Below are 25,050 nucleotides of genomic sequence, written 5' to 3'. Positions count from 1 at the left end.
GATTTCAAGCCGCTTCATCTGACCGGGACCGCCCACGCGCAATTCCGTTGACGCCGGGCGGAGGTTCCGATGCCCTGTGCCCATCCCGCACGCGGCTCATTCCATTGCAGCCATCGACGCAGCGCAACCCGGAGGCCCCTCATGATCACCCGCATCTACCGCGTGCGCATCAAGCCCGAGCTACGCGCGGAGTTCGAGCCACTGTTCCGGACCGTCGCCCGCGCATCGGTCGCCGAATGCGCAGGCTGCACGCAGGTCATTGTGGGTGGCCCGACCGCGGCGGCGCCGGATGAATATGGCATGATCTCGGTCTGGGAGAGCGACGATGCCTTGCGGAAATTCGCCGGGACCGATTGGACCATCCCCCACGTTCCGGACGGGATGGAGACCTTCGTCGCGGAATGCTGGCTGCACCATTTCCGTCATATCTGAGCCGCCGCGAAAGACCGCCCCGGGAGATTTGCGCTTGAATTCCCGGTCGATCCCGGCAGCTTGTCGCGAACCCAGAGGGAGAGCGTTCATGAAACTCGCCGTGCTTGACGATTACCACGATTATGCCCGGCGCTTTGCCGATTTCGGCCCGGACTGCGACGTGACCGTGTTCCGCGACCCCATCGCGCCCGAGGCGCTGGCCGAAACGCTCGCCCCCTTCGACGCGCTCTGCGTGATGCGCGAACGCACGCCCCTGCCCGCCTCCCTGATCGAGGCCCTGCCCAATCTGCGGCTGATCGTGACGACCGGCATGCGCAACCTCTCCATCGACAGCGCGGCGGCGAAGGCGCGCGGCATTACCCTCTGCGGCACAGCCAGCCGGACGCCGGCCACGACGCAGCTCGCCATGACGCTGATCCTGATGGCCACGCGCAACATCCTGCCCAATCTCGCCGCCGTAAATGCCGGAGGATGGCAGGCCGATGCGGGCCGCGACCTCGACGGGCTGACCCTTGGGCTGATCGGTTTGGGTCGTCTCGGCGCGCTCATGGCCCAGATGGCGCGCCCCTTCGGCATGAAGATCATCGCCTGGAGCGAAAACCTCACGCCGGAGCGTTGCGCGGAAGTGGGCGTGCGACACGCCGAAAGCCTGGACGCGCTGCTGTCGCAGGCCGATGTGGCCTCCATCCACCTCGTTCTGTCCGAACGCACGCGCGGCCTGATCGGGGCGGCGGAGCTGGCTGCGATGAAGCCCGACGCGGTTCTGGTGAACACCTCGCGCGGGCCGATCGTGGACGAGGCGGCGATCGTGCCCGCCCTGCGCGCCGGAACCCCGGGCTGCGTGGCGCTCGATGTGTTCGACACCGAGCCCCTGCCCGCGGATCACGTTTTGCGCGATAGCGCGCTGATCGAGGCAGGCCGCCTGATCCTCAGCCCGCATATCGGCTACGGCGCGTTGCAGACCTTTCAGATCATGTACGAAGAGGCGGGCGAGGATGTGCGTGCATACCTTGCGGGCGATCCGGTGCGGGTGATCTGAAGCGACATAGACTGATCCAGCCCGCTCGTCGCCAGACCTGAGGCGGATCTCTCCCAGATATCGTCCGCGCCTGAAATTCGGTCCGAACCACGTCATGAAGATGCGCCACGATTGGATCGCCTGCCCGCGGGATGGCGCAGCAACGGCCGAGCGTCTGCGGTTTATGGTAACCAGTATCGCCGCGCAGAAGGAACGTCGCGCAAGCCTGGACGAAGCGCCAGCCCACCCGAGCGGGCAGGCGCTTGGCGCGGCGGCTGCAGGCAGCCTTGTTCCGCGCCTTGAGTGCATCGACCAACGCTGATCGAGCCCCTCCTGTTTGCAGCGACGCCAGCCTCACGATGCCAAAACCAAAAAGGCCGCCCCGAGGGACGGCCTTTTCGCATTCTGCATCGCCGGGGATCACTCCTCGTCGAGGGCCTCCACGGCCTTCTGGAGCTCTTCCTTGGAGATCTCCTTCTCGGTAATCTCGGCCTGCTCGACGACGGTGTCGATCACCTTGTCTTCGAAGATCGGCGCGCGCATCTGCTGCTGCATCTGCTGGTTCTGCCGCACGAAGTCGAAGAAGGCGCGCTCCTGGCCCGGATACTGCCGCGCCTGGTTCATGATCGCCTGGGTCATCTCGGCGTCGGTCACCTCGACATTGGCCTTCTGGCCCAGCTCGGCCAGCAGCAGGCCCAGACGCACGCGGCGCTCTGCGAGCTTGTTGTGCTCGTCCGTGGGCTCGATCTCGCCGTGGTCGTGACCGGTGTCCTCGGGATGTTCCTCGTGGTAGATCTGGTGCGCGATCTGCTTGGCCTCGGCCTCGACGAGGCTCGGCGGCAGGTCGAAGCTCACCTTCTCGTCCAGCGCATCCAGCACCTGGCGCTTCATCACCTGGCGCGCGGCACCCTGGTACTCGGCCTCGAGCCGCTCGCGGATCTGACCCTTCAGCGCTTCGAGATCCTCGGCACCGAACTTCTCGGCCAGCGCGTCGTTGATCTCGGCCGCGACGGGCTTCTTCACGGCCTTCACGGTGACGTCGAAGACCGCATCCTTGCCTGCGAGGTTCTCGGCGCCGTATTCCTCGGGGAACTTGACCTCGACCGCCTTCTCGTCGCCTTCCTTGACGCCGACCAGCTGCTCTTCAAAGCCCGGGATGAAGGAGTTGGAGCCGAGCGTCAGGGGGTAGTCTTCCGCCGCACCGCCTTCGAATTCCTCACCGTCCACCTTGCCGACGAAGTCGATCACGACCTGGTCGCCATCCTTGGACTTCGTGCCCTTCTTGCGGTCCTGGAAGTCCTGCGCGGTCTCGGCGAGGTTCTTCAGCGCCTCGTCCACATCCTCGTCGGAGGCCTTGGCGACCAGCTTCTCGATCTTGACGTCGGACAGGTCGACCTCGGGGATCTCGGGCAGCTTTTCATAGGACATCTCGACATCGACGTCGTCGCCCTCTTTCCAGTCCTCGTTGGTCATCTTGACCTGAGGCTGCATGGCGGGACGGTCGCCGGTCTCTTCGAAATGCTTGGACATCGCGCCGTCGACAGCTTCCTGCATGGCTTCGCCCAGCACCCGCTGACCGAACTGCTTCTTGAGAAGCGCCATCGGGACCTTGCCCTTGCGGAAGCCCTTCATCTCAACTTCGGGCTGTGCCTCGGCCAGCTTTTCATTGACCTTCGCGTTCAACTCGTCCGCCGTCACCTTGATCGCGTATTCGCGCTTCAGGCCGTCGTTCAGGGTCTCGGTGACCTGCATTTCGGTGTCCTTTTCCTCATCCTACTGGTGCGGGTGGAGGGACTTGAACCCCCACGCCTTGCGGCGCCAGAACCTAAATCTGGTGCGTCTACCAATTTCGCCACACCCGCCAATATCCAAATGGGGCCGGGCAATGCCCGACCCCAGTCGAGCGCTCATTAGCAAAGGCCCGAGCGGGATGCGAGGGGAAAAATAGCGCCAGAAAAAGCGCGACATTAACGTGATCTTGCCATATTGTGCTGAAAAAACGAGGCAGACATCGACAGGACAGCGCCCATGGAACCGAAAACGGTCCGGCGCGTATCGGGGGGCACGGCCCCTCTGCGCCACGACTCCATCCAGAATATGACGAACGCCCTTGCGGCGGGCACCAGCGTGCTCACCCTCGATGGCACCTTGCCGGCGGAATATCTTTCGCCCGGCGACCGGATCATCACCCGCGATGCGGGCATGGCAATCCTGCGCGACGTCGTGATCCGCAGCGGCCCCGTCGAGGCGGTCGCGATCCGCGCAGGCACCTTCGGGCATACCCGCCCCGATCAGGACGCGCTGATGCCCGCCAGCCAGGAAGTGCTGATCCGCGACTGGCGCGCGCAGGCCATCTTCGGGCGCGCGCGGGCGCTCGTGCCTGCCTCCCGGCTGGTCGACGGCGAATTCGTGCGGGCCCTTGGCCCGACGGAGATGACGCTCGTCGCGCTGATCTTCGACGCGCCTCACATCATCTATGCCGACGGGCTCGAAGTCGCCGCATCCGCCCCGGTCACCGAAGCCGCCTGACGGGTTCGGTCTGACCTGGGGCTTTTTTCCTCTTCTCTAAGCGACGCGTGTCATGGCTTGGCTGTTCAACAGCCGAGCCTTTTCAACACGCGGGGCAAAACCTCGGGCAGGTCCTCCGCGATCAAGCCGGGGCCGACTTGCCGGGCCGCCTCCGCATGGAGCCACGCGCCATAACCGGCAGCCTCGAGCGGCGCAATCCCGCGCGCCAGCAACCCAGTGATGATCCCGGCCAGCACATCCCCTGCCCCGGCCGTGGCAAGCCAGGGCGCCGCCGCCTCGCCGGTCGCGGCCGAAATCGCCGCTGTGCCGTCGGGCGCGGCGATCACCGTCTCCGCCCCCTTCAAAAGGACCACCGCACCGGAGCGGGCCGCGGCGCGGCGCACCGCCGCCAGACGATCGTCACCCGGCGCACCGAAGAGCCGCGCAAACTCGCCGCCATGAGGTGTCAGCACGCATTTGCCATGCAGCGCATCGAACAGAACCTCGGGCGCGTCGGCAAAGCCGCTCAGCGCATCGGCATCCAGCACGACACTCCGCGCAGGATCCGCAAGGGCCGCGGGCACGAGGTCCCGCGCCCGGTCGAGCCCCAGCCCCGGCCCCAGACACAGCGCGTTCAGCCGCGGATCTTCCAGCAAGCCCGACAGTGCTGCCGCATCGTCGCAACGCCGCAGCATGATCGCTGTCACCTGCGTGGCCACTTCCATCTGCGCCGATCCCGGCACGCCCAGCGTTACAAGCCCGGCCCCGATCCGGAGCGCGCCGCGCGCGGCAAGCCGGGCCGCGCCCGTGCGCCCCGACCCGCCCGACAGAACCAGCGCATGCCCATGATCGAACTTGTGCGCCGCCTCGTCCTTGCTCAGGGCGGCACGCATGGCCGGTCCAGCCGCGATCCGGCGCGGCGCGCGCGCGGTCATGATGCGAGCCCGATATCAACGATCGCGGTCTCGGCACCGCCCATCACGTCCATCCCGTGAATGGGCTTTCGGGCGTGAAAGGTGATGGCCAGATCGCAGGGCATGGGCCGTGCGGCCAATGTCCACCCCGTATCGGCATCGTACCCAGTGGGCAGATCGACCGCGACCACGAAGGGCGCCTGCCGCAACGAGTCCAGCCAGTGCAAGGCGGGCGCCAGCACCTCGTCAAGCGGCGCGCGTTGTCCGATCCCGAAGAGCGCATCGACCACCACGAGCGGCGCGTCCTCGGGCAGGCTCAGAGCAGCCAAAGCCTCCGCATTATAGGGCTGCACATCGCCCATGGCTTTCCAACGCGCTTGATTGGTCGCGGCATCGGGCGGCAACTTTTCCGCGGCACCCATGAAGAAGACATGCACATTCCATCCCGCCTCGGTCAGGATCCGCGCGATGACGAAGCCGTCTCCGCCGTTATTGCCGGGCCCGCAAAGCACGACCGCGTGGCGCGCATCCTTGGCCCGCGCGCGGATGACCTCAGCCGCGCCCCGGCCCGCACGCTCCATCAATTCGAGGCCGGTGACGGCGCCCGACGCCATGGCCTCCGCTTCGAGCTGGCGCATCTCCTGCGCTGTGAGCATCTCGGTCATCTGAACGGCTTCACGATCAAAACGATTCACTTCTGCTTATATTTTGTGCTTCATGCACAATTCTTGACCTCGCCTATTTTTCCGGCATTCCTCTGACGGGAAATCCGCTGCCCGGCGATTGTTCCCGCTCATGGGACGTGGTCTGCAGCGTCTCAAACGGAACGCGAGGAGGCAAGGCGTGAAGAAGATCGAAGCGATCATCAAGCCGTTCAAGCTCGACGAGGTGAAGGAAGCCCTGCAGGAAGCGGGCATTCAGGGCCTCTCTGTCGTCGAAGTCAAAGGCTTCGGTCGGCAGAAGGGCCACACGGAACTGTACCGCGGCGCCGAATACGTCGTCGACTTCCTGCCCAAGGTGAAGATCGAGGTCGTCCTCGAGGACGATCAGGTCGACGGGGCCATCGCGGCCATCATCGACGCGGCCAAGACCGACAAGATCGGCGACGGCAAGATCTTCGTCAGCCCTGTCGAGCAGGCTATCCGCATCCGCACCGGCGAGTCCGGCCCGGACGCGCTCTAATCCGATCACTGACAGCAATCACTCAAGAAAGAAGGGACTTCAGGGAATGAGCAAGGACGCAGTTCTCAAACTGATGAAGGACGAGGATGTCGAATACGTGGACATCCGCTTCACCGATCCGCGCGGCAAGCTGCAGCACGTGACCGTCATGGCCGATGAGGTCGACGAGGATTTCCTCGACGAAGGCTTCATGTTCGACGGCTCCTCCATCGCCGGCTGGAAGTCGATCGAAGCTTCCGACATGAAACTGATGCCCGACACCAACTCGGTCTATGTCGACCCGTTCTATGCGGAAAAGACGATCTGTCTGCATTGCTCGGTCGTTGAGCCCGACACGGGCGAAGCCTATGACCGCGACCCGCGCGGCACCGCCGAGAAGGCCGAGGCCTACCTCAAGTCCTCGGGCATCGGTGATATCTCCTACTGGGGTCCCGAAGCCGAGTTCTTCCTGTTCGACAACGTCAAGTTCTCGAACAAGATCAACAAGGTGTCCTACGAAGTTGATGCAATCGACGGCTCCTGGAACACCGACACCGACTACGAGATGGGCAACATGGGCCATCGCGGCGGCGTCAAGGGCGGCTACTTCCCGGTGAACCCGACCGACCACGGTCAGGACATCCGCTCCGAGATGCTCTCGACCATGAAGCGCATGGGCATGAAGGTCGACAAGCACCACCACGAAGTGGCGTCCTGTCAGCACGAGCTCGGCCTGATCTTCGGCTCGCTGACCGAGCAGGCGGACCACCTCCAGAAGTACAAGTACGTCATCCACAACGTGGCGGACGCCTATGGCAAGTCGGCCACCTTCATGCCGAAGCCGATCTACGGTGACAACGGCACCGGCATGCACTGCAACATGTCGATCTGGAAGGACGGCAAGCCGCTCTTTGCGGGCGACAAGTATGCGGACCTGTCGCAGGAAGCGCTGTGGTACATCGGCGGCATCCTGAAGCACGCCAAGACGCTGAACGCCTTCACCAACCCGTCCACCAACTCCTACAAGCGCCTGATCCCCGGCTTCGAAGCCCCGGTTCTGCGCGCCTATTCGGCACGCAACCGCTCTGGCTGCGTCCGGATCCCGTGGACCGACAACCCCAAGGCAAAGCGCGTCGAGGCCCGTTTCCCCGACCCTTCGGCAAACCCCTATCTGTGCTTCGCCGCACTCCTGATGGCCGGTCTCGACGGCATCAAGAACAAGATCGATCCCGGCGAGGCGATGGACAAGAACCTCTACGATCTGCCGGCCGAAGAGCTCGAGGGCATCCCGACCGTCTGCGGCTCGCTCCGCGAGGCTCTGGACGCGCTCAAGGCGGATCACGAGTTCCTGCTGGCAGGCGACGTGTTCACGAAGGACCAGATCGACGGCTACATCGACCTCAAGATGGAAGAGCTCGAGCTTTACGAGCACACGCCGCACCCGGTGGAATTCCAGCTTTACTACGGCTGCTGATCGGCCTTCTGTCGACCGACATCTTGGAAAAGGCGCCCTCCGGGGCGCCTTTTTCGTTCCGAGACACGCAGCAAATGGTCGTCTCGGCGCATCCCATAACGCTTCACGCTGGCGAGACTTCCGTCCGAACTGCTGCCCGGTGCGCCGAAAAATACTCACATTTTCTGCGAGACCGAGGTTGCAGAAACCGTTCAAACACACCCGGATTGCGGCGGCGATGGGGCAATTCGCGCGCGTAAGGGCGCGAATGTGGCCATCCACCGCCAAGCCCGCCGTATCTGCGCGACATTACCGCGATTAAGTCCCCATTGTTCCGCAAAGCCGACCGGTTTCGCTGCCACAAGAAAGGCAAGACGAAAACAATTCGCACCGGAGCAGCCCATGATCACGACCGCATCGCTTGTATTCGACTGCGCCGTCGCCCTGTCGCGCACGCATCTCCACGACCTCGCGCGTGTCGCTGCCGCGCAGGGAGGCTTCGCGATTGACGAGGTGACAGAGACGGACGCCGGTCTGCGCTGTTCTTGCGGCGATACCGAGCTGTCCCTTCAGCCGGAGGTCAATGCGCAGGAGACACGGCTTCATCTGACCCTGCGCTGCCATGACGTCTCTTCGGAGGAAGAAAGCTATCGCCGCCTCGCGGGGATCACCCACGCGCTTCTGATCCACACGGATGCGTCTTTCGTCACGTGGCTCTCGCATGAGATCAGGCTGCCCCGCGCCGCATTCCTGTCGGCCTTTGGAGAGACGGAAACGGAGACCACCCGCGTCAAACCTCGCCGGGTCACGGCCCGTCCGACTGCCAGCCGGGCCCGCCGCGCGGCGGTTCTGCGCTGCACGCCTCCGGCCAATGCCAGCGATGCGCCCGGCATCACGCGGCTCGACGCCCACGTTCTCGCCTATGAAGCACATATGCGGGAAACGCTCTTGCGCGACGCCAGCGAAGAGGAACTCGCCGAATTGCGCCTTGAGACAGGAATCGTCCCGGTCGAGGCGCGTCTGTCCACCTGGGCCGTGTCCATCGCCGTGGCCACCGTGTCCCTGCCCGTTGCGGTTCCCGTCATCATCTACAACGTGGCACGGGGCGAGGATATGCGCGTGGCCTCGCTGGCGATGGGGCTCGCAGGCCTCTTCGTGGCGCTCGACACCTCCGGCGCGATGGCCGGGATCATGACCGGTCTCTAGGGCCCGAAAAAGCAGCATTGCCAAAACACGATGAGCGCGTAACCTTGGGCGAAACGCATTTCGTCCAAGAGGTTTTTCATGCTGCCGACATTGCCCCGCTCCTTTTCGCTCGCCGCCTGCCTTGGCGCGCTTGCACTGACCGCCTCCACGGCCTTTGCCGCCCCTTGCAGCAACACAGCCGCCGGGTTCGACGCCTGGAAGGCCGATTTCGCGCGTGAGGTCCAGGCCGCGGGTGTCGGGCAACGTGGCCTGCAGGCCCTGGCCAATACGCGCTATTCGCAATCGACGATCAATGCCGACCGGAACCAGAAAAGCTTCCGCTACTCGCTCGACAAGTTCATGCAGGTGCGCGGGGCCAACACGATCGTCTCGCAAGGCAAGCAGCGCAAGGCCCGCAATCCCAACTTCTACGCTTCGCTCGAACGCGCCTATGGCGTGCCCGCGGGCGTGCTGATCGCCATTCACGGGATGGAGACCGGGTTCGGCGGTTTCATGGGCGACACGCAGGTCGTCTCCGCCATCACGACGCTGGCCTTCGATTGCCGCCGCTCGGACTTCTTCAAACCGCATGCGCTGGGGGCGCTGGTACTGGTGGATCGCGGCTCGATCTCGCCCACCACGAAGGGCGCCAAGCATGGCGAGCTTGGTCACACCCAGTTCCTGCCCGGCAATGCGCTGCGCTACGGCGTGGACGGGAATGGTGACGGCCGGGTCGATTTCTACAATGAAACCGATGCGTTGGCCTCGACCGCGAATTTCCTGCGGCAGAAGGGCTGGCGTCCGGGGGCGGGCTATCAGCAGGGCCAGCCGAACTTCGCCGCGATCAAGGCATGGAACGCGGCCACCGTCTATCAGCAGGCCATTGCGATCATGGCCGCCCGGATCGACGGCTGACCGCATAACGCTTCAAAAAGGGCATAAAGGCGCGCGGCTTCGGCCCAAGTTTTTCCGCAATGCGTCCATAGGATCTGGGACATCGCAACAACTCAAATTGTCGGTGTCCCATGACCCTGCCCGTCCGTCCCCATGCCGCCCTAGCCGTCCCGAGCCTGACGGGTTTGCAGGAGGAACGCTTCCTGCGGATCGTGCGCGATGTGATGACGCGGTTCGACGCCAAAAGCGGACAGACGCCCAAGGCCTCCATCAAGCACAGCGCGGTCGCCTCGGACACGATGATGGTCAAGATCAACATCGAGCGGAGCCCGAAGACCGGCGCGCGCCTCGTCTTCCGGGTCGCCCCGCGTCCGAACGCCGCCACGCCCTGCATCGACAAGAGCGTCGAGATCCTGTCCGACATCGTCATGCGCAGCCTGCAATTCGTGGAGGCCGACCGCGTCGAATGGCTCGATGAGCGCACCCTGCTCTCGCCCGAGGAATTCCAGGCCTCCTGCTCCTATGTCTCGCCCAAGCGGCAGCGCCGCGAGATGATCGAGGCGCCGGTGACCGAACGCTCCATCTGCGAGATCGAGGAAAGTCTCGCGCGCATGTTCGAAGACAGCCCGCCGGTGACGGAGCCGGGGCATGGCCGGGAACGCGCCGCCAAGATCGCCGCCGCCCGCCGCGCCGCCAGCGAGACCCTGAAGAAACGTGCGGTCGCGAGCCCGGCCTGGGAAACCATGCCCGAAGACGATGATGGCATCGAGGGAGACGAGGATTACGCGACGGACGCCGCCTCGGATTGTGGTGCGGACGCCCCGGACAAAGCCGAACGCGGCTCGCTGATGCAACGCATCGCGGAAGCCCTGCATCTGCGCACTGTCGCGCATGTGAGCGCGCTCAGCGGAATGGGGCTCGTCTTCTGGAAAACCGGCATGTTCGAGCCGATCCTGGCCATCGTCGGGGTCTGACCTGTTCGCCGGTCCGTGCTTCGATGCGGATCAATCCTGCTCGCAGGTGACGCGATAGCTCAGGCCTCAGCGCCCTGCCCGGCAAGGCCCGGCACATCGGCGCTTTTCAGCACATAGGTGTGGATCGAGAACACGACCGCCCGGCTGATCGGCAGGCGTTGCAGGACCTGCCGCTCGGTGCGGAAGAACTCCGTGCCTTTATCGGTCCATTTCGGGTAATCCGGCTTTTCGGGCTGAAACAGGCGCGGGTCACGATGGCGCAGCGTGTTGTAGCGCCAGATCGGTCGCCCCACCTGCAGCCCGTCGAAGAGCCGCTGCACGCGCCGCGCGATGGTCTCATCGTAATGCGGCACCGGATCGTGGATCGTGGTCAGCGGGCGCATGAACTTGTCCCTCAGCCGCCACTGGGCGGGAAAACACAAGGTGGCAGCGGTGAGGACATGCTCGTCGCCGCCTCGCTTCTCCATCAGGACGAAATCCTCCTGAACGAGCCGGGTCAGGGTGCCGAGCGGGTCTTCTCGGTCGATGACCACGCGCATGCCGTCCGGCCGGATCACCCCCGCCTCTGTCGCCTCGTCCCGCGTGAACCCCGCGGGCAGCGCGGACAGAACCATTTCCAGCATTTCCAGAACGGCAGGCCGCGCGGCGGCGTCCTCGACGATTACCGCGTCGCGACTGGAGGCGAGCAGCCGTTCGCGTTCGGCCATCTGCGGGGCGAAGGCTTCATCTGCGATGAGCCAAGGCTGATCTCCCAAAGGCCGCGTGCCGGGCAGGCGCTCCTCCAGCGTGACATCATAGGGAATATGGGTCTGCAGGATCATGTCACGGGAACCTTCACGGAAAACGGCGCGCCGGATCTCTCCGACGCGCCGCGATCAATTGCGTCAGGCGGGCAGGCTTAGCCGCGCGCGCGCGCCACGGCTTTCCAGGCCAGCGGCAGAAGCAACGCCGCAAGGCCCAGCTTGACCGCATCACCGACGAGGAACGGCCAGAGACCCCAGGCCAGGATCGGCTGGTCCCAGCCGTAAAGCATGCCCAGCCAGATCAGGCCCGGCACGTAGATCAGCACATTGCCGAGAAGCATCGCACCGGCCATTTTCGGCGCGGAGCGGTCCCAGCCCGCGCGTGCCAGAACACCCAGAGCGACTGTGGCCAGAACGTAGCCCACGAGGTAGCCGCCCGTGCCGCCCATCATGTAGGTGAGCCCCGCGCTTTCGGCGGAGGAGCCTGCGAAGACGTCAAAGCCGAGCGCGCCGACCAGCATGTAGCCGAGGATCGTCACGAGACCCAGACGCGCGCCGTAGGCCGCGCCGATGGTCAGCACGGCGAAGGTGCCCATGGTGATCGGAACGGGCCACATCGGCACGCGAATCTTGGCGGCAATGGCGAGTGCTGCGATCCCGAGCACCACCAGCACGGCCTGCTTGAGCCGGAGCGCGGTGCCCTCGTTGGCGCCGAACATCTCGGTCAGAACGTTGCGATTGAGCGCGGTTGTCATAGGGCTGTCCCCTTCCTTTTCCTCGTCGTTGCGGATGTTGTGCCGTTTGCCGCGTGGCCGTGCAAGGGCTTTGCGATGATGTGCGGCCTTCGAAAGCGTCTCCCGCCGGGTGACGGCGTGGCAGCCGTCAGGTCTGCTCCGCCGCACGGTCACGCACGAACAGGGTGTCGATGCGGTAATCCTTGCGTGGCCCCGTCACCTCCCAGACCTGCGACCAGACGGGCCAGTCGCTCAGGTCGTAATGCACGCGGTAAAGATCGGGATCGCAATGATGCGTGTCGCGCGGCGCGGGCTCCGGCAGGCGGATCCTGTGGAACGGGCGGCCATCCTCGAACAGGACCTCGATGCCGCGCGGCGCGGGCCGCCAGAGATAGCGCCGCGTCCCCTCGATGGGCGGCTGGCCCGGCAGATCCAGCGTGACGCATTCCTCGTAATGGAGGTGCGCGCCGTCCCGCACCATGCGCAGCGTGCCCTGCCCCTGTGAGATCTGGCCGAGTTTGCGGTCCATTATCTTGCGGCGAAACCGCCAAACGCCTTCGAAATCGAACAACTCGACCGGCAGATCAGGCGCAGAGCGGGCCGGGAGATGTGCTGACATCAACCTCCCCTTCCCTTGTTCATGCTGCACCTGCAGTCTATGACCCTGCGGAACCGCGTTACAAGTCCGGAAAGGCTCACCCGATGATTCCGCGTTATTCCCGCCCCGAAATGGTCGCGATATGGGCGCCCGAGACGAAATTCCGTATCTGGTACGAGATCGAGGCCCATGCCTGCGACGCGCAGGCCGATCTGGGCGTGATTCCCCGCGCCAATGCCGAGGCCGTCTGGAAAGCGAAAGATGTCGAGTTCGACGTGGCCCGCATCGACGAGATCGAGGCCGTCACCAAGCATGACGTGATCGCCTTCCTCACGCATCTGGCCGAGATCATCGGCAACGATGAGGCGCGCTTCGTGCACCAGGGCATGACCTCGTCGGATGTGCTGGACACCACGTTCAACATCCAGCTCGTGCGCGCCGCAGACATCCTGATCGCGGATCTCGAAAAGTTGCTGGCCGCGCTGAAAAAGCGCGCGCTCGAGCACAAGGACACCGTTCGCATCGGCCGCAGCCACGGCATCCATGCCGAGCCCACCACGATGGGCCTGACCTTCGCGCGCTTCTACGCCGAGATGGACCGCAACCTCACGCGCATGAAAACGGCCCGGGACGAGGTGGCCACCGGTGCCATCTCGGGCGCTGTCGGCACCTTCGCCAATATCGACCCCGCCGTCGAAGAGCATGTCTGCGCCAAGCTGGGTCTGAAGCCCGAAACAATCTCCACGCAGGTGATCCCGCGCGACCGGCACGCGGCCTTCTTCGCGGCGATGGGCGTCGTCGGCTCCTCGATCGAGAACATCGCGACCGAGATCCGGCACATGCAGCGCACCGAAGTCCTGGAAGCCGAGGAGTTCTTCTCAAAGGGCCAGAAAGGCTCGTCGGCGATGCCGCACAAGCGCAACCCGGTGCTGACCGAGAACCTCACAGGCCTTGCCCGCCTCGTCCGCATGGCCGTGATCCCGGCGATGGAGAACGTGGCGCTCTGGCACGAACGCGACATCTCGCACAGCTCCGTGGAGCGGAATATCGGGCCCGACACGACCGTCACGCTCGATTTCGCGCTGGCCCGCCTGACGAGCGTTGTCGAAAATTTGGTCGTTTATCCCGAGACGATGCTGGCCAACATGAACAAGTTCAAAGGGCTCGTCATGTCTCAGCGCGTGCTTCTGGCGCTGACGCAAGCGGGTGTGAGCCGCGAGGATTCCTATCGCCTCGTGCAGCGCAACGCCATGAAGGTCTGGGAACAGGGCGCTGATTTCAAAACGGAATTGTTGGCCGATCCCGAAGTGACCGCCGCGCTCACGGCCGAGGAAATCGAAGAGAAATTCGATCTCGGCTACCACACCAAGCATGTCGACACGATCTTCGCGCGGGTCTTCGGCGCGGCGTAGGGTCGCGCATCGCGCGTTTTGACGTGGGGTCAAGCCATGCTACCTTTGCATCACCTCAAAGGGAGTACTGACACGATGATCCGAACGGCATTTACGGCTCTGGCCCTGACTGTGGCATCGACCTTTTCGGCCATGGCGTCCTGCGGACACGATTCCGCGAAAATGACCTGCGCTGATGGCATGGCCTACGATTCCGAGACCGGAAGCTGCACCGTGGTCAGCGGCTGAGCCCGCCAGCCAGACAGTTTTGAAAAGGCGGCCCGAGGGTCGCCTTTTTTCTTGGGCGAACCGCAAGCTTGGTGAAGATTCCTTAACCCCCGGCTCGTAGCAGTAAGGTGTCCCAGCACCGGAAAACTTGCGCCCGATGTCACAGCTCACTCCTTTCGTGCCGCAACCCGCCGCCCTGCCGCGTGGCGGCGGTGCTGCGTCCGTGCCTGCCACGCGCGCGCCCGCAGCACTCGGGCAGCGCGCCAAGGCGGCCATCGTGGTCCAGTTCCTTCTGAACGAAGGCGCGGATGTGCCTCTATCGGCGCTCCCCGAATCGCTGCAGGCGGATCTGACGCAGCAGCTGGGCAGGATGCGGTATGTGGATCGCGCCACGCTCGACGCGGTGATCACCGAATTCGCCGACGCGCTGGAACAGGTGGGCATGTCCTTTCCGGGCGATATGGCGGGTGCGCTCTCGGCACTCGATGGCAAGATCTCGCCCCAGACGGCAGCGCGGCTGCGCAAGGAAGCGGGCGTGCGGCGCATGGGCGATCCATGGGAGCGGATCAATGCCGAAAGCTCGGAGACGTTGGCGAAACTGATCGAGACCGAAAGCATCGAGGTGGCGGCGGTCATGCTGTCGAAGATCGATGTCGCCCGCGCGGCGGAGCTTCTGGGCCACCTGCCCGGTCCGCGCGCCCGGCGCATCACCTATGCGGTCTCGAAGACCGCCGCCGTGACGCCCGAAACCGTGGACCGGATCGGGCTGTCGCTCGCGGCGCAACTCGATGCGCGCCCGCCCAAGGCCTTCGCGAAGGACCCGGTCAATCGCGTGGGCAGCATCCTCAACTTCTCTGCCTCCGCCACGCGCGACGACGTGCTGACCGGCCTTGACGAGACGGACAGCGCCTTTGCCGAAGAAGTGCGGCGCAAGATCTTCACCTTCGAGAACATCTATACCCGCCTTGCGCCCGAGGATGCGCCGAAGGTCACGCGCGACGTGGAAAACGATGTGCTCGCCATGGCCTTCGGCGGCGCGCAGGGTGAGGAGCAGAACAGATCCGTCGAATTCCTGCTCGAAAACCTCTCCCGCCGGATGGCCGCCACCCTCCGGGAAGAGGCGGCAGAACGCGCAAGCACACCCCGCGCGGAGGTGGAGGCCGCCCAATCCCAGGTCGTGGCCGCGATCCGCGCCATGGCCGATAGCGGGGAAATTACGCTGCGCACCGCGGAGCCCGACGCCTGACCCACCGCTTGCCGCCTCGGCGCGCGCGTCCTAAGACTGGCCCCAGTCTCAAAACCAAGGCCATCTATTGTCCCGCCCGACTTCTGATCCCGCGCAAGACGACCCGACCGGAAGCTGGCGCGACTGGCTCACCGACCGCGTGCTGCGCGGGCTGATCTGGCTGGCGCTTGCCCTGCCCCTGCGGTTCCGGCTCTGGCTCATGGGCCGCGCGGTGTCTCGTCTGATCGCGCCCATCGCGGGCTACCGCGCACGCGCCATGGCCAACCTGGCGCATGTCTGGCCCGATATGCCAGAGGCGGAGGCGCGGCGCATCGCCGATGCTGTCGCCGATCAGGCCGGACGCACGATGATCGAGAATTACGGCGTGGCCGAATTGCGCGCCCGGATGAAGGACGCGGACGTCACCGGCGACGGGCTGCCCGCGATCGAGGCCGCCCGCGCGGAAGGCCGCCCGGTTCTCTTCGTGACCGGGCATTACGGCAATTTCGAAGCCCCGCGCGCGGCCCTCGTGGCGCGCGGCTACCAGATCGGCGGGCTCTACCGGCCCATGTCGAACCCGTTCTTCAACGATCACTACGCCCGCAACATGCACGCATTGTCCGGCCCGGTCTTCGAGCAGGGCCGCCGCGGCACGATGGGCCTCATCCGCCATGTGCGCGAAGGCGGCATGGCCGTTTTGTTGTTCGATGTCTATGACAGCGCCGGGGCCACGTTCGATTTCCTGGGCCAACCCGCACCCACGCTCACCTCCGCCGCCGATATCGCGCTGAAAACCGGCGCGCTTCTGGTGCCTTTTTTCGGGATCCGGCAGGCCGATGGCCTCAGTTTCACATGCGTGTTCGAGGCGCCCATCGAACATAGCGACGCGCTCAGCATGACCAAGGAAATGAGCGCGCGGCTCGAGGCGCGCATCGCCCAGGACCCGACCCAATGGTTCTGGATTCACCGCCGCTGGAAGCCCAAGCGGCAGATGAAACGTCAGCGCAAACGGGCCGCCGCCAAGACCGGGCCGTAATCCGGTTTCTGGACGAGGACGACGATCGGCTCGTCTCCGGTGACCGGGGTTTCCGTGCGGAACGCATCGCGCCCGTCCCAGCGCGCCACGACATCCCAATCGAGCACGATCTGCGAGTAATGCAGGGAATGGCCCGCATTCTCGCCGCGATGGATCGCGACCTCCGCCTCGGGCATGTAGCGCACAAGATGCAGATCGACCGGGCCCACGGGGCCCGACGTGGACAACGCGACGCTCAGCATGTCGCCCGACCGGGAAAGCTCGACGCTGACAGGGGTGGGCTTGTCATCGGCGCGGTCAATCAGCGCGGCCACATCCATCTCCCGGTTGCCGACGACATCATGCGCGCCGTCGATGATCATCTGCGGCGTGTAGATTGAGCTGCGCCCCGACGTCCGGGCATAGCCTTTCTGACGCTGGGTGAAGGCAGGCTGAGCGAAGCTGTCGGCCCAGCCGATGTAATCCCAGTAATCCACGTGCAGCGCGAGCGCGATCACGTCATCACGCTTGGACAATTCGTGCAGAAGCGCGTCCGCGGGCGGACAGGAGGAACATCCCTGGGAAGTGAAAAGCTCGACCACGACCGGCATGTCGCTGTCCTGCGCCTTGAGCGCGGCGGGCGCCGTTGTCCCGAAAGCAGTCGCCGCAAGGAGGCACAGGAATGGTCGGATGGTCATGTCAGGCTTCCCCGTTACACTGAGCATCTGATGTAGCCACGCCGGCCTGAAATGAACAATCAACGAATTGCGATAGGCTGCGATCAGCACCTGAGTGATGCGTCAAATGGACTTTCTGTGCACGACGGTATACATTTTACGCGCAAACCCCTTGATCGGTTCGCCCGCATCAGGCAGACAGCGATCAAATTCCCCATTCACGTCAAGCCAGGGAGGCTCATCCATGCCCATTACCGTAGGCCAGGACAGCAACAAGACCCGCCAGACCATGACCGTCGGCGGCAACACCGTGTCCTATTACTCCATCGCTGCCGCTGAAAAGGCCGGGCTTGGCGATTTCTCGAAGCTGCCCATCGCGCTCAAGGTCGTGCTGGAGAACATGCTGCGCTTCGAGGACGGCAACACCGTCACCACCGACGATATCAAGGCCTTTTCCGATTGGGCCGCACAAGGTGGCAAGACCCAGCGTGAGATCGCCTACCGCCCCGCCCGCGTTCTGATGCAGGACTTCACCGGCGTGCCGGCGGTCGTTGACCTTGCCGCGATGCGCGACGGCATCAAGGCACTCGGTGGCGATCCGCAGAAGATCAACCCGCTCAACCCCGTCGATCTCGTGATCGACCACTCGGTGATGATCGACGAGTTCGGCAATCCGCGCGCGTTCCAGATGAATGTCGACCGCGAATATGAGCGGAACATCGAGCGTTACACCTTCCTGAAGTGGGGCCAGTCGGCGTTCAACAACTTCCGCGTCGTGCCCCCGGGCACCGGCATCTGCCACCAGGTGAACCTCGAATATCTCGCCAAGACCGTCTGGTCCGACAAGGATCAGAACGGTGAGGTCGTGGCCTATCCCGACACGCTTGTGGGCACCGATAGCCACACCACCATGGTCAACGGCGCGGCCGTTCTGGGCTGGGGCGTGGGCGGCATCGAGGCCGAGGCGGCAATGCTCGGCCAGCCCATCTCCATGCTGATCCCCGAGGTCGTGGGCTTCAAGCTGACGGGTGCGATGGTCGAAGGCACCACCGCCACGGACCTCGTCCTGAAGGTCGTCGAGATGCTGCGCGCCAAGGGCGTCGTCGGCAAGTTCGTGGAATTCTACGGCGACGGGCTCGACAACGTGCCGCTCGCCGACCGCGCGACCATCGGCAACATGGCCCCCGAATACGGCGCCACCTGCGGCTTCTTCCCCATCGACGACGAGACGCTGCGCTATCTCGACACGACGGGCCGCGACAAGGAGACCATTGCGCTGGTCGAGGCCTACGCGAAAGAGCAAGGCATGTGGCGCGAGCCGGGCTACGAGCCGGTGTATACCGACACGCTCGAGCTTGACATGTCGACCGTCGTGCCTGCCATCTCCGGCCCCAAGCGTCCGCAGGACCACACCCCGCTGGATCAGGCGGCGGCGCGGTTCATGGATGTCGTGTCCGAATACCGGGGCGAGGACGATTCCGTCGAAGCGCGCGACATGCTGGCCGAAGCGCCTGCAGCCGACCCGATTGCCGGCGATCCGCGCAAGACCGCCAAGGTCGAGGGCGAGGATTACGAGCTTCGCGACGGCTCCGTGGTGATCGCCTCGATCACGTCCTGCACAAACACGTCGAACCCCTACGTGATGATCGGCGCGGGCCTCGTTGCCCGCAAGGCACGCGAGCTGGGCCTTGATCGCAAGCCCTGGGTGAAGACCTCGCTCGCCCCCGGCAGCCAGGTCGTGTCGGCCTATCTCGAAGCGGCCGAGCTTCAGGACGACCTCGACGCCATCGGTTTCAACCTCGTGGGCTATGGCTGCACCACCTGCATCGGCAATTCCGGTCCGCTGGAGGAGCCGATCTCGAAGGCGATCAACGACAACGACCTGATCGCCACTTCGGTGCTGTCGGGCAACCGCAACTTCGAGGGCCGGATCAGCCCCGACGTGCGCGCCAACTACCTGGCCTCGCCGCCGCTCGTCGTGGCCTATGCCATCGCGGGCGACATGAATATCGACCTCAGCCGCGATCCGCTGGCCCATACGGCCGATGGCAAGCCGGTCTACCTGAAGGATCTCTGGCCCTCGCAGAAGGAAATCGCGGAACTGGTCGAGAAGACCGTGACGCGCGCATCCTTCCAGGAGAAATACGCCGACGTCTTCAAGGGCGACGACAAGTGGCAGTCGGTCGAGACCACGGATAGCGAGACCTACGACTGGCCCGCGACCTCGACCTACGTCCAGAACCCGCCCTATTTCCAGGACATGGGCGCCGAGAAGGGCGAGATCACCAATATCGAAGGCGCGCGTGTGCTTGCGATCTTGGGCGACATGGTCACCACCGACCACATCTCGCCCGCAGGCTCCTTCAAGGAAACGACGCCCGCCGGTCAGTATCTTGTCGACCGTCAGGTGCCGGTGCGGGAATTCAACTCGTATGGTAGCCGCCGCGGCAACCACGAGGTCATGATGCGCGGCACCTTCGCCAATATCCGCATCAAGAACGAGATGCTGGACGGCGTCGAAGGCGGCTACACCAAGGGTCCTGACGGCAACCAGATGCCCATCTTCGACGCGGCCATGGCCTACCAGGAACAGGGCACGCCGCTGGTGATCTTCGCCGGTGAGCAATACGGCGCGGGCTCCAGCCGTGACTGGGCCGCGAAGGGCACCAACCTTCTCGGCGTCAAGGCCGTGATCGCCGAGAGCTTCGAGCGCATCCACCGCTCCAACCTCGTGGGCATGGGCGTTATCCCGTTCGAGTTCACCGGCGGCGATACGCGCACCTCGCTGGGCCTGACCGGAGAGGAAACCGTGGCCATCGAAGGGCTCGACGACGTGAAGCCCGGCGCGATCTGCCCCTGCAAGATCACCTTCGCCGACGGCACCGAGAAGACGATCGAGATCAAGTGCCGGATCGATACCGCCATCGAGGTGGAATATGTCGAGCATGGCGGCGTGCTGCACTACGTGCTGCGCAACCTCGCCAAGGCGGCCTGATCGGGGCCGCGCCATTCCCTACACATTGTTGCAAAAGGCCGCCTTCGGGCGGCCTTTTCTTTTTCTGACAGCCCCATGAGCGGCCGATTCTGACTTGCACAAATGCAATCCTGCGCCTGCCGTTGGGTCAGCTACCGGCGCTTGTTATCCCTGCTTCAAATCTGATTCGCAGAGGAGACCAACAATGCTAAACGCCCTCTCCCGACCGATGGTCCGGGTCGTGGACCGCTACCTGCCCGACCCCTTCGTCTTCGTGATGATCCTGACGCTCGTGGCCGCCGCGGCTGCCTTCTTCACGCAAGGCACGACACCCCTGCAGATCGTCGAGATCTGGGGCGACGGCTTCTGGTCGCTCCTGACCTTCTCGATGCAGATGCTTCTGGTGCTCGTCACCGGCTACATGATGGCCTCGACACCGCTGGTGAAGGGCGGTTTGGCGAAGCTCGCAGGGCTGGCCGCTAGCCCCGGCGGCGCGATCCTGCTCGTCAGCTTCACGTCGCTTGCGGCAAGCTGGATCAACTGGGGGTTCGGCCTCGTCGTGGGCGCGCTCTTTGCCAAGGAGCTCGCGCGCCAGATCAAGGTCGACTACCGCCTGCTCGTGGCCTCGGCCTATTCGGGCTTCATCGTCTGGCACGGCGGTCTGGCAGGCTCCGTGCCGCTGTCCATTGCCACGGAAGGCCATCCCTTCCAGGACATGACCGGCGTGATCCCGACCTCCGAGACGATCTTCTCGCCCTTCAACCTCGCCATCGTGGTGGCGCTGTTCATCGCCGTGCCCTTCATCAACCGCGCGATGATGCCGAAGGCGGGGGAAGAGATCTTCGTCGATCCCGAGCTTCTGAAAGAGACCGAAACACAAAAGCCCGAGGTGCCCACGCCTGCCGACCGGCTCGAGCATAGCCCGGTTCTAACCATCCTGATCGGTGTTGCGGGCCTTGCCTGGACGCTCAATTACTTCATGGGTGGTGGCGGCCTCTCGCTCAACGTCATCAACTTCCTCTTCCTGTCGCTCGCGATCCTGCTGCATGGCTCGCCGCGCAACCTGCTGAACGCGCTGCAGGACGCCGTCAAAGGCGGCGCGGGCATCGTCATCCAGTTCCCGTTCTATGCGGGCATCATGGCGATCATGGTCGATTCGGGGCTCGCAGCCTCGATTTCCGAAGGCCTGATCGGGCTGGCGAGCGCAACGACCCTGCCCTTCTGGACCTTCCTGTCCGCAGGCATCGTGAACTTCTTCGTGCCCTCGGGCGGCGGTCAATGGGCCGTGCAGGCGCCGGTGATCCTGCCCGCGGCCGAAGCGCTCGGTCTCGATATGGCGAAGGCCTCGATGGCCGTGGCCTGGGGCGACGCCTGGACCAACATGGTGCAACCCTTCTGGGCGCTGCCGATCCTCGGCATTGCCGGGCTGCGCGCCAAGGACATCATGGGTTTCTGCATCATTCACCTGATCCTGTCGGGCGCGATCATCGTGACAGGCCTGACCCTGCTCTGATCTCCGAGGATTCTTTGACCGATGAAAGCGCCGGGCCACACCGCCCGGCGTTTTTTTTCAGGACAGGTTCGGCCGTCTCGGCACATCCCCGCCCATCGCGGCCCCGTGAGAAGACAATCTGCCGGTCCGGGGTTCTAACTCTGCGCATGGGTGCCCACCTACCCCAATGACAAAAGACGAGGCAGAGACAGATGAAGATTCTCACGACGATCCAGGCCCTGATCCTGGCCGCGCTCACCGTGTACGGCGCATCAGCCGCGGCGGAAAAACCCGTCCACGCGCCCGATTGCCCGCCCACCTCCAGCGATTGCCTTGAAGCCGATGTCACCACGGTGATGAACTAGCGCCAATCCGGAGTGGCAGGCTGCAGGCCTGCCGCGACACGACCAGCGCGGGGCTTTCAGCCCCGCACCGCCAGATCACTGTTCCCAGTTCACTGCGCGAGCGCCGCGTCCAGTTCCGGCACGAACCGGGTCTCGAATTCCGTGCCCGTGAGGGGCCCCGTGAACCGGTGCAGCACCACGCCCTCCCCATCAACGATGAAGGTCTCGGGCGGCGCGGTCACGCCCCAATCGATGGCCGTCCGGCCCGCCGGATCGAAGGGCACCGCGATGAAGGGGTTCTCTTCCTCGGCCAGGTATTTCGCGGCATTGCCCGCCTGGTCCTTGATGTTGACCCCGACGATCCGCAGGCCCTGCGCCTGGTACTCCAGCAATTGCGGATGCTCCACGCGGCAGGGCGGGCACCAGCTGGCCCAGAAATTCACCAGCGTCACCTCGCCCGAGCTCAGCGCATCGGGCGCAAGCCCGGCATAGCCCTCGAGGGCCGCATCGGTGATCGGCGGCGCGGGTTGCCCCACGCGCGTCGACGGCAGGCCTTCGGGATCCTCGCGATACATGCCCACGAAGGCCAGCACCGCGAAGGCCGCGAAGATCAACGGCGGCAAAGCCATGAGCGGCGAGACCTTAGCCACGGCGCGCCTCGACCTCATCGAGCGCGCGGCGCACCTTGCGCGCGCGCATCACCGTGAGCGCCACCAGTGCCACGATCAGCACCAGCGACACGGCATAGGCCGACAGCACCGTATCGGCGTATTTTCCCAGATCGGGCATCATGCCATCCGCTCCCGCGCCAGAAGTGCGCGCATGCGCCGGGCCCGGATCTCGGTCTGGGTTCCCAGGAAGACCAGCGTGATGAACAGCAGAACGAAACCGCCGATGGAGACAAGCAGCGGGTACCAGAAGATATCCGCCACGTTCTCTTCCGCATCGAGCGAAAGCGATGCCCCCTGGTGCAAACCCTGGTTCCAGAAATTGACCGCGTAGCGCGACAGAAGCGCGAAGACCGAGCCCACCAGACACAGGATCGAGGTCAGATCGGCCGCCGTGTCGTCATTCTCGATCGCGGCCCAAAGCGCCATGTAACCGAGGTAGAACAGGAACAGGATCAGGAACGACGTGAGCCGCGGATCCCAGGCCCAATAGGTGCCCCACATGGGCTGGCCCCAGATCGCCCCCGTGGCCAGCGCGATCACGGTCATCGTGGCCCCCACCGGAGCCGCCGCGCGCGCGGCCAAGGCAGAGACGTGATGCCGCCGGACGATCCAGATGAGCGAGGCCACGAGCATCATCAGCCAGCCATTGATCGCCATCAGCGCTGACGGCACATGCAGGTAGATGATCTTCACGGTCGATCCCTGGCGGAAATCATCCGGCGTGAAGAAAAAGCCCCAGATCAGACCGATGGCAAGGCAGGCCGCCGAGGCCCAGGCCAGTGCCGGCAGCACACGGTCGGTCGTGGCGATGAACTTGACCGGATTTGCATATTCCCAAAGCGACATGGCTCTTCCTTATCGGCCCGTGACCGCTCGCACAATTCACATATCGGCAATGTTTGTCCACGGTCGGCGCGCGCTATCTCAGATTGATGCGCAGCACCGCGGCCGAGGCGAAGGGCAAGAGGGCGATGGCGCCGAAACTGAGGCCTGCCAGCATGGCAAGCGGCGTCTCCACGGCGAGCCCCTCCGCGCCGCGCCGTGCCACCTCTGCCCCGAAGATCAGCGTGGGCACGTAAAGCGGCAGCACCAGCAGCGACAGCAGCAGGCCGCCCCGCTTCAACCCGACCGTCAGCGCCGCGCCGAAGGTGCCGATCACCGACAAGGCTGGCGTGCCGATCAGCAGGGACAGGAACAGCCACAGATATCCCGGCCCGGGCAGGCTCAGAAGCAGACCCAGCGCAGGGGCGGCCAGCACCAGCGGCAGACCGGTGGTCAGCCAATGCGCCAGCGCCTTCACGGTCACGATCCCCTCCATCGGCAAGGGCGCTGTCGCCAGCAGATCGAGCGACCCGTCCTCCCAATCCAGCGCGAAGATCCGGTCGAGCGACAGAAGACAGGCCAGAAGCGCGCCAACCCACAGAATGCCGGGCGCGATCCGCGCCAGAAGGGTCGTCTCGGGCCCCACGCCGAAGGGCACCAGAACGACCACGATCAGGAAGAAGGCAAGGCCCAGACCGAAGCCGCCGCCCGCCCGGATTGCAAGGCGCAGATCCCGCATCAGAAGCGCGATCACAGGAAGGCCTCGTCTTCGGCGCGCGCGCGCGGCTTGGCCTTGAAGGGGGCGACATCCAGCATGCGTGCGTCGGGCAGGCCCAGATCGATATGCGTGGCCATCAGCGCCGCCCCGCCTTCAGCCAGATGCGCCTTCACCGCCTCCGCAAAAAGCCCGACAGAGGCGGTATCAAGGGAAACGGTCGGCTCGTCCAGGACCCAGACCGGCCGTCCGGTCACCAAGAGACGCGCAAGCCCCAAACGTCGCTTCTGGCCCGCCGAAAGGTTGCCCGCCAGCCGGTCGCGCAAGCCTGTCAGATCGAAGCGCGCCATGGCTGCCTCGACATCGCCCGCGCCATAGACGGCGGCCCAGAAGGTCAGGTTTTCCGTGACGCTCAGACTGGTCTTGAGACCGTCCTGATGGCCCGCATAAGCCACCGCCTCGATGCCCTCGACCCGGCCTGACAGCGGCGGCTGCAACCCCGCCACGGTGCGGATCAGCGTCGTCTTGCCCGATCCGTTGGGCCCGCGCAGCACCAAAGCCTGACCGGCCTCCAGCGTAAAGGAGAGCCCTTCGAGGACCGGCACGCCGCCACGCGCCACGGCAAGATCGTCAATCCGTAACATTCCCACAGGCTTAGCCCGCCCGCGCCTTGGGCGGAAGCACCGACCCGCGCTCCGAGGGGAATTTTTCACGCCGCCCCCGACAACCGCCCGCGCGTCCCACGCCTCAGAAAGAAGTGCTGCCCCCTGTCACGACCGGACCAGAAATACCTCCGGGGAGCGCGAGGGGCTGGCCCCTCGCTCCGCCGCCCGCCGCAGGCGGACCGTCAGGTCATTTGGAGAACGCTCTCAATCACGCCCG

General features: G+C 64.8%; 27 protein-coding genes and 1 tRNA gene. 15 read left to right on the top strand and 13 right to left on the bottom strand.

The window, feature by feature from the left end; all coding sequences use genetic code 11:
• Positions 1–141: 141 nt before the first annotated feature.
• The gene (locus tag FIV09_RS07835) at positions 142–432 is read left to right on the top strand and encodes a putative quinol monooxygenase (protein ID WP_172975659.1); all 291 of its coding nucleotides are present in this window, start codon (positions 142–144) and stop codon (positions 430–432) included.
• A gap of 88 nt (positions 433–520) precedes the next feature.
• A complete protein-coding gene (locus FIV09_RS07830) occupies positions 521–1,471 on the top strand; it encodes a D-2-hydroxyacid dehydrogenase family protein (protein WP_152449464.1) in 951 nt (316 codons plus the stop codon).
• Between the two features lie 399 nt (positions 1,472–1,870).
• Here FIV09_RS07830 and tig read toward each other — a convergent pair whose 3' ends face one another.
• Positions 1,871–3,202 (bottom strand): trigger factor, encoded by a 1,332-nt coding sequence (tig, locus tag FIV09_RS07825; RefSeq protein WP_152449463.1) that lies wholly within the window; start codon positions 3,200–3,202, stop codon positions 1,871–1,873.
• Positions 3,203–3,227: 25 nt separating this feature from the next.
• Positions 3,228–3,312 (bottom strand) — tRNA-Leu (locus FIV09_RS07820).
• 166 nt (positions 3,313–3,478) lie between these two features.
• Between FIV09_RS07820 and FIV09_RS07815 the strand changes: the two genes are divergently transcribed.
• A complete protein-coding gene (locus FIV09_RS07815) occupies positions 3,479–3,979 on the top strand; it encodes a Hint domain-containing protein (protein ID WP_152449462.1) in 501 nt (166 codons plus the stop codon).
• 65 nt (positions 3,980–4,044) lie between these two features.
• Here the strand turns inward: FIV09_RS07815 and FIV09_RS20350 are convergent, their stop codons facing one another.
• Complete coding sequence (locus tag FIV09_RS20350) at positions 4,045–4,893, bottom strand: NAD(P)H-hydrate dehydratase (RefSeq protein WP_172975657.1); 849 nt, start codon at positions 4,891–4,893, stop codon at positions 4,045–4,047.
• Positions 4,890–5,537, bottom strand: a complete 648-nt coding sequence (locus FIV09_RS20345; RefSeq protein WP_254702328.1) for an NAD(P)H-hydrate epimerase — start codon at positions 5,535–5,537, stop codon at positions 4,890–4,892. Before FIV09_RS20345 ends, FIV09_RS20350 begins: the two co-directional genes overlap by 4 nt.
• A gap of 178 nt (positions 5,538–5,715) precedes the next feature.
• On the opposite strand from FIV09_RS20345, the gene FIV09_RS07805 reads away from it, so the two are divergent.
• The 5 genes from FIV09_RS07805 to FIV09_RS07785 all read left to right on the top strand — a co-directional run bounded on the left by FIV09_RS07805 (position 5,716) and on the right by FIV09_RS07785 (position 10,539).
• On the top strand, positions 5,716–6,054 hold the full coding sequence (locus FIV09_RS07805; protein WP_152449461.1) for a P-II family nitrogen regulator: 339 nt from the start codon (positions 5,716–5,718) through the stop codon (positions 6,052–6,054).
• Positions 6,055–6,100: 46 nt separating this feature from the next.
• Positions 6,101–7,507 (top strand): type I glutamate--ammonia ligase, encoded by a 1,407-nt coding sequence (gene glnA, locus FIV09_RS07800; RefSeq protein WP_152449460.1) that lies wholly within the window; start codon positions 6,101–6,103, stop codon positions 7,505–7,507.
• 381 nt (positions 7,508–7,888) lie between these two features.
• Positions 7,889–8,692 carry a hypothetical protein gene (locus FIV09_RS07795; RefSeq protein ID WP_152449459.1) on the top strand — a complete coding sequence of 268 codons (804 nt, stop codon included), beginning with the start codon at positions 7,889–7,891 and terminating at the stop codon, positions 8,690–8,692.
• Between the two features lie 78 nt (positions 8,693–8,770).
• Positions 8,771–9,586, top strand: coding sequence for a lytic transglycosylase domain-containing protein (locus FIV09_RS07790; RefSeq protein WP_152449458.1), 816 nt, complete (start codon positions 8,771–8,773; stop codon positions 9,584–9,586).
• A gap of 110 nt (positions 9,587–9,696) precedes the next feature.
• The gene (locus FIV09_RS07785; RefSeq protein WP_152449457.1) at positions 9,697–10,539 is read left to right on the top strand and encodes a hypothetical protein; all 843 of its coding nucleotides are present in this window, start codon (positions 9,697–9,699) and stop codon (positions 10,537–10,539) included.
• A gap of 59 nt (positions 10,540–10,598) precedes the next feature.
• Here the strand turns inward: FIV09_RS07785 and FIV09_RS07780 are convergent, their stop codons facing one another.
• From FIV09_RS07780 to FIV09_RS07770, 3 genes are all read right to left on the bottom strand, one after another.
• Positions 10,599–11,360: a DUF3445 domain-containing protein gene (locus FIV09_RS07780; RefSeq protein ID WP_152449456.1), complete on the bottom strand. Its 762-nt coding sequence runs from the start codon at positions 11,358–11,360 to the stop codon at positions 10,599–10,601.
• Positions 11,361–11,437: 77 nt separating this feature from the next.
• Entirely contained in the window at positions 11,438–12,037 is a 600-nt protein-coding gene (locus tag FIV09_RS07775) for a biotin transporter BioY (protein WP_152449455.1), read from the bottom strand.
• A 127-nt stretch (positions 12,038–12,164) separates the two neighbouring features.
• Complete coding sequence (locus FIV09_RS07770; RefSeq protein WP_254702327.1) at positions 12,165–12,635, bottom strand: DUF6314 family protein; 471 nt, start codon at positions 12,633–12,635, stop codon at positions 12,165–12,167.
• 83 nt (positions 12,636–12,718) lie between these two features.
• On the opposite strand from FIV09_RS07770, the gene purB reads away from it, so the two are divergent.
• The 4 genes from purB (at position 12,719) to FIV09_RS07750 (ending at position 16,494) form a co-directional block, all read left to right on the top strand.
• Positions 12,719–14,026 (top strand): adenylosuccinate lyase, encoded by a 1,308-nt coding sequence (gene purB / locus FIV09_RS07765; RefSeq protein ID WP_152449454.1) that lies wholly within the window; start codon positions 12,719–12,721, stop codon positions 14,024–14,026.
• A 75-nt stretch (positions 14,027–14,101) separates the two neighbouring features.
• The gene (locus FIV09_RS07760; protein ID WP_152449453.1) at positions 14,102–14,254 is read left to right on the top strand and encodes an adenylosuccinate lyase; all 153 of its coding nucleotides are present in this window, start codon (positions 14,102–14,104) and stop codon (positions 14,252–14,254) included.
• Between the two features lie 136 nt (positions 14,255–14,390).
• The gene (locus FIV09_RS07755) at positions 14,391–15,479 is read left to right on the top strand and encodes a flagellar motor switch protein FliG (protein WP_152449452.1); all 1,089 of its coding nucleotides are present in this window, start codon (positions 14,391–14,393) and stop codon (positions 15,477–15,479) included.
• Positions 15,480–15,546: 67 nt separating this feature from the next.
• Positions 15,547–16,494, top strand: coding sequence for a lysophospholipid acyltransferase family protein (locus tag FIV09_RS07750; protein ID WP_152449451.1), 948 nt, complete (start codon positions 15,547–15,549; stop codon positions 16,492–16,494).
• On the opposite strand, the gene FIV09_RS07745 is transcribed toward FIV09_RS07750, so the two are convergent.
• Positions 16,458–17,171: a thioredoxin family protein gene (locus FIV09_RS07745; RefSeq protein ID WP_152449450.1), complete on the bottom strand. Its 714-nt coding sequence runs from the start codon at positions 17,169–17,171 to the stop codon at positions 16,458–16,460. The two genes, FIV09_RS07750 and FIV09_RS07745, sit on opposite strands and share 37 nt — an antisense overlap.
• Positions 17,172–17,394: 223 nt before the next feature.
• Between FIV09_RS07745 and acnA the strand changes: the two genes are divergently transcribed.
• The 3 genes from acnA to FIV09_RS20340 all read left to right on the top strand — a co-directional run bounded on the left by acnA (position 17,395) and on the right by FIV09_RS20340 (position 21,981).
• Positions 17,395–20,145: an aconitate hydratase AcnA gene (acnA, locus tag FIV09_RS07740; RefSeq protein WP_152449449.1), complete on the top strand. Its 2,751-nt coding sequence runs from the start codon at positions 17,395–17,397 to the stop codon at positions 20,143–20,145.
• 184 nt (positions 20,146–20,329) lie between these two features.
• Positions 20,330–21,637: a short-chain fatty acid transporter gene (locus tag FIV09_RS07735; protein WP_152449448.1), complete on the top strand. Its 1,308-nt coding sequence runs from the start codon at positions 20,330–20,332 to the stop codon at positions 21,635–21,637.
• Positions 21,638–21,828: 191 nt separating this feature from the next.
• Positions 21,829–21,981 carry a hypothetical protein gene (locus tag FIV09_RS20340; protein ID WP_172975656.1) on the top strand — a complete coding sequence of 51 codons (153 nt, stop codon included), beginning with the start codon at positions 21,829–21,831 and terminating at the stop codon, positions 21,979–21,981.
• Between the two features lie 89 nt (positions 21,982–22,070).
• On the opposite strand, the gene FIV09_RS07730 is transcribed toward FIV09_RS20340, so the two are convergent.
• From FIV09_RS07730 to ccmA, 5 genes are all read right to left on the bottom strand, one after another.
• Positions 22,071–22,610, bottom strand: a complete 540-nt coding sequence (locus FIV09_RS07730; protein WP_254702456.1) for a DsbE family thiol:disulfide interchange protein — start codon at positions 22,608–22,610, stop codon at positions 22,071–22,073.
• The gene (ccmD, locus tag FIV09_RS07725) at positions 22,603–22,749 is read right to left on the bottom strand and encodes a heme exporter protein CcmD (protein ID WP_152452442.1); all 147 of its coding nucleotides are present in this window, start codon (positions 22,747–22,749) and stop codon (positions 22,603–22,605) included. Before ccmD ends, FIV09_RS07730 begins: the two co-directional genes overlap by 8 nt.
• Positions 22,749–23,477, bottom strand: coding sequence for a heme ABC transporter permease (locus tag FIV09_RS07720; protein WP_152449446.1), 729 nt, complete (start codon positions 23,475–23,477; stop codon positions 22,749–22,751). Before FIV09_RS07720 ends, ccmD begins: the two co-directional genes overlap by 1 nt.
• 73 nt (positions 23,478–23,550) lie before the next feature.
• Positions 23,551–24,207 (bottom strand): heme exporter protein CcmB, encoded by a 657-nt coding sequence (gene ccmB, locus FIV09_RS07715; RefSeq protein ID WP_152449445.1) that lies wholly within the window; start codon positions 24,205–24,207, stop codon positions 23,551–23,553.
• Positions 24,204–24,812 (bottom strand): heme ABC exporter ATP-binding protein CcmA, encoded by a 609-nt coding sequence (gene ccmA / locus FIV09_RS07710; protein WP_152449444.1) that lies wholly within the window; start codon positions 24,810–24,812, stop codon positions 24,204–24,206. Before ccmA ends, ccmB begins: the two co-directional genes overlap by 4 nt.
• Between the last annotated feature and the right edge of the window lie 238 nt (positions 24,813–25,050).

Source organism: Roseivivax sp. THAF197b (genome assembly GCF_009363255.1).
In the GTDB taxonomy this organism is placed as follows: domain Bacteria; phylum Pseudomonadota; class Alphaproteobacteria; order Rhodobacterales; family Rhodobacteraceae; genus Roseivivax.
The sequence above is the reverse complement of the archived record's forward strand: the minus strand, read 5'-3'. Positions and strand labels throughout refer to the sequence as shown.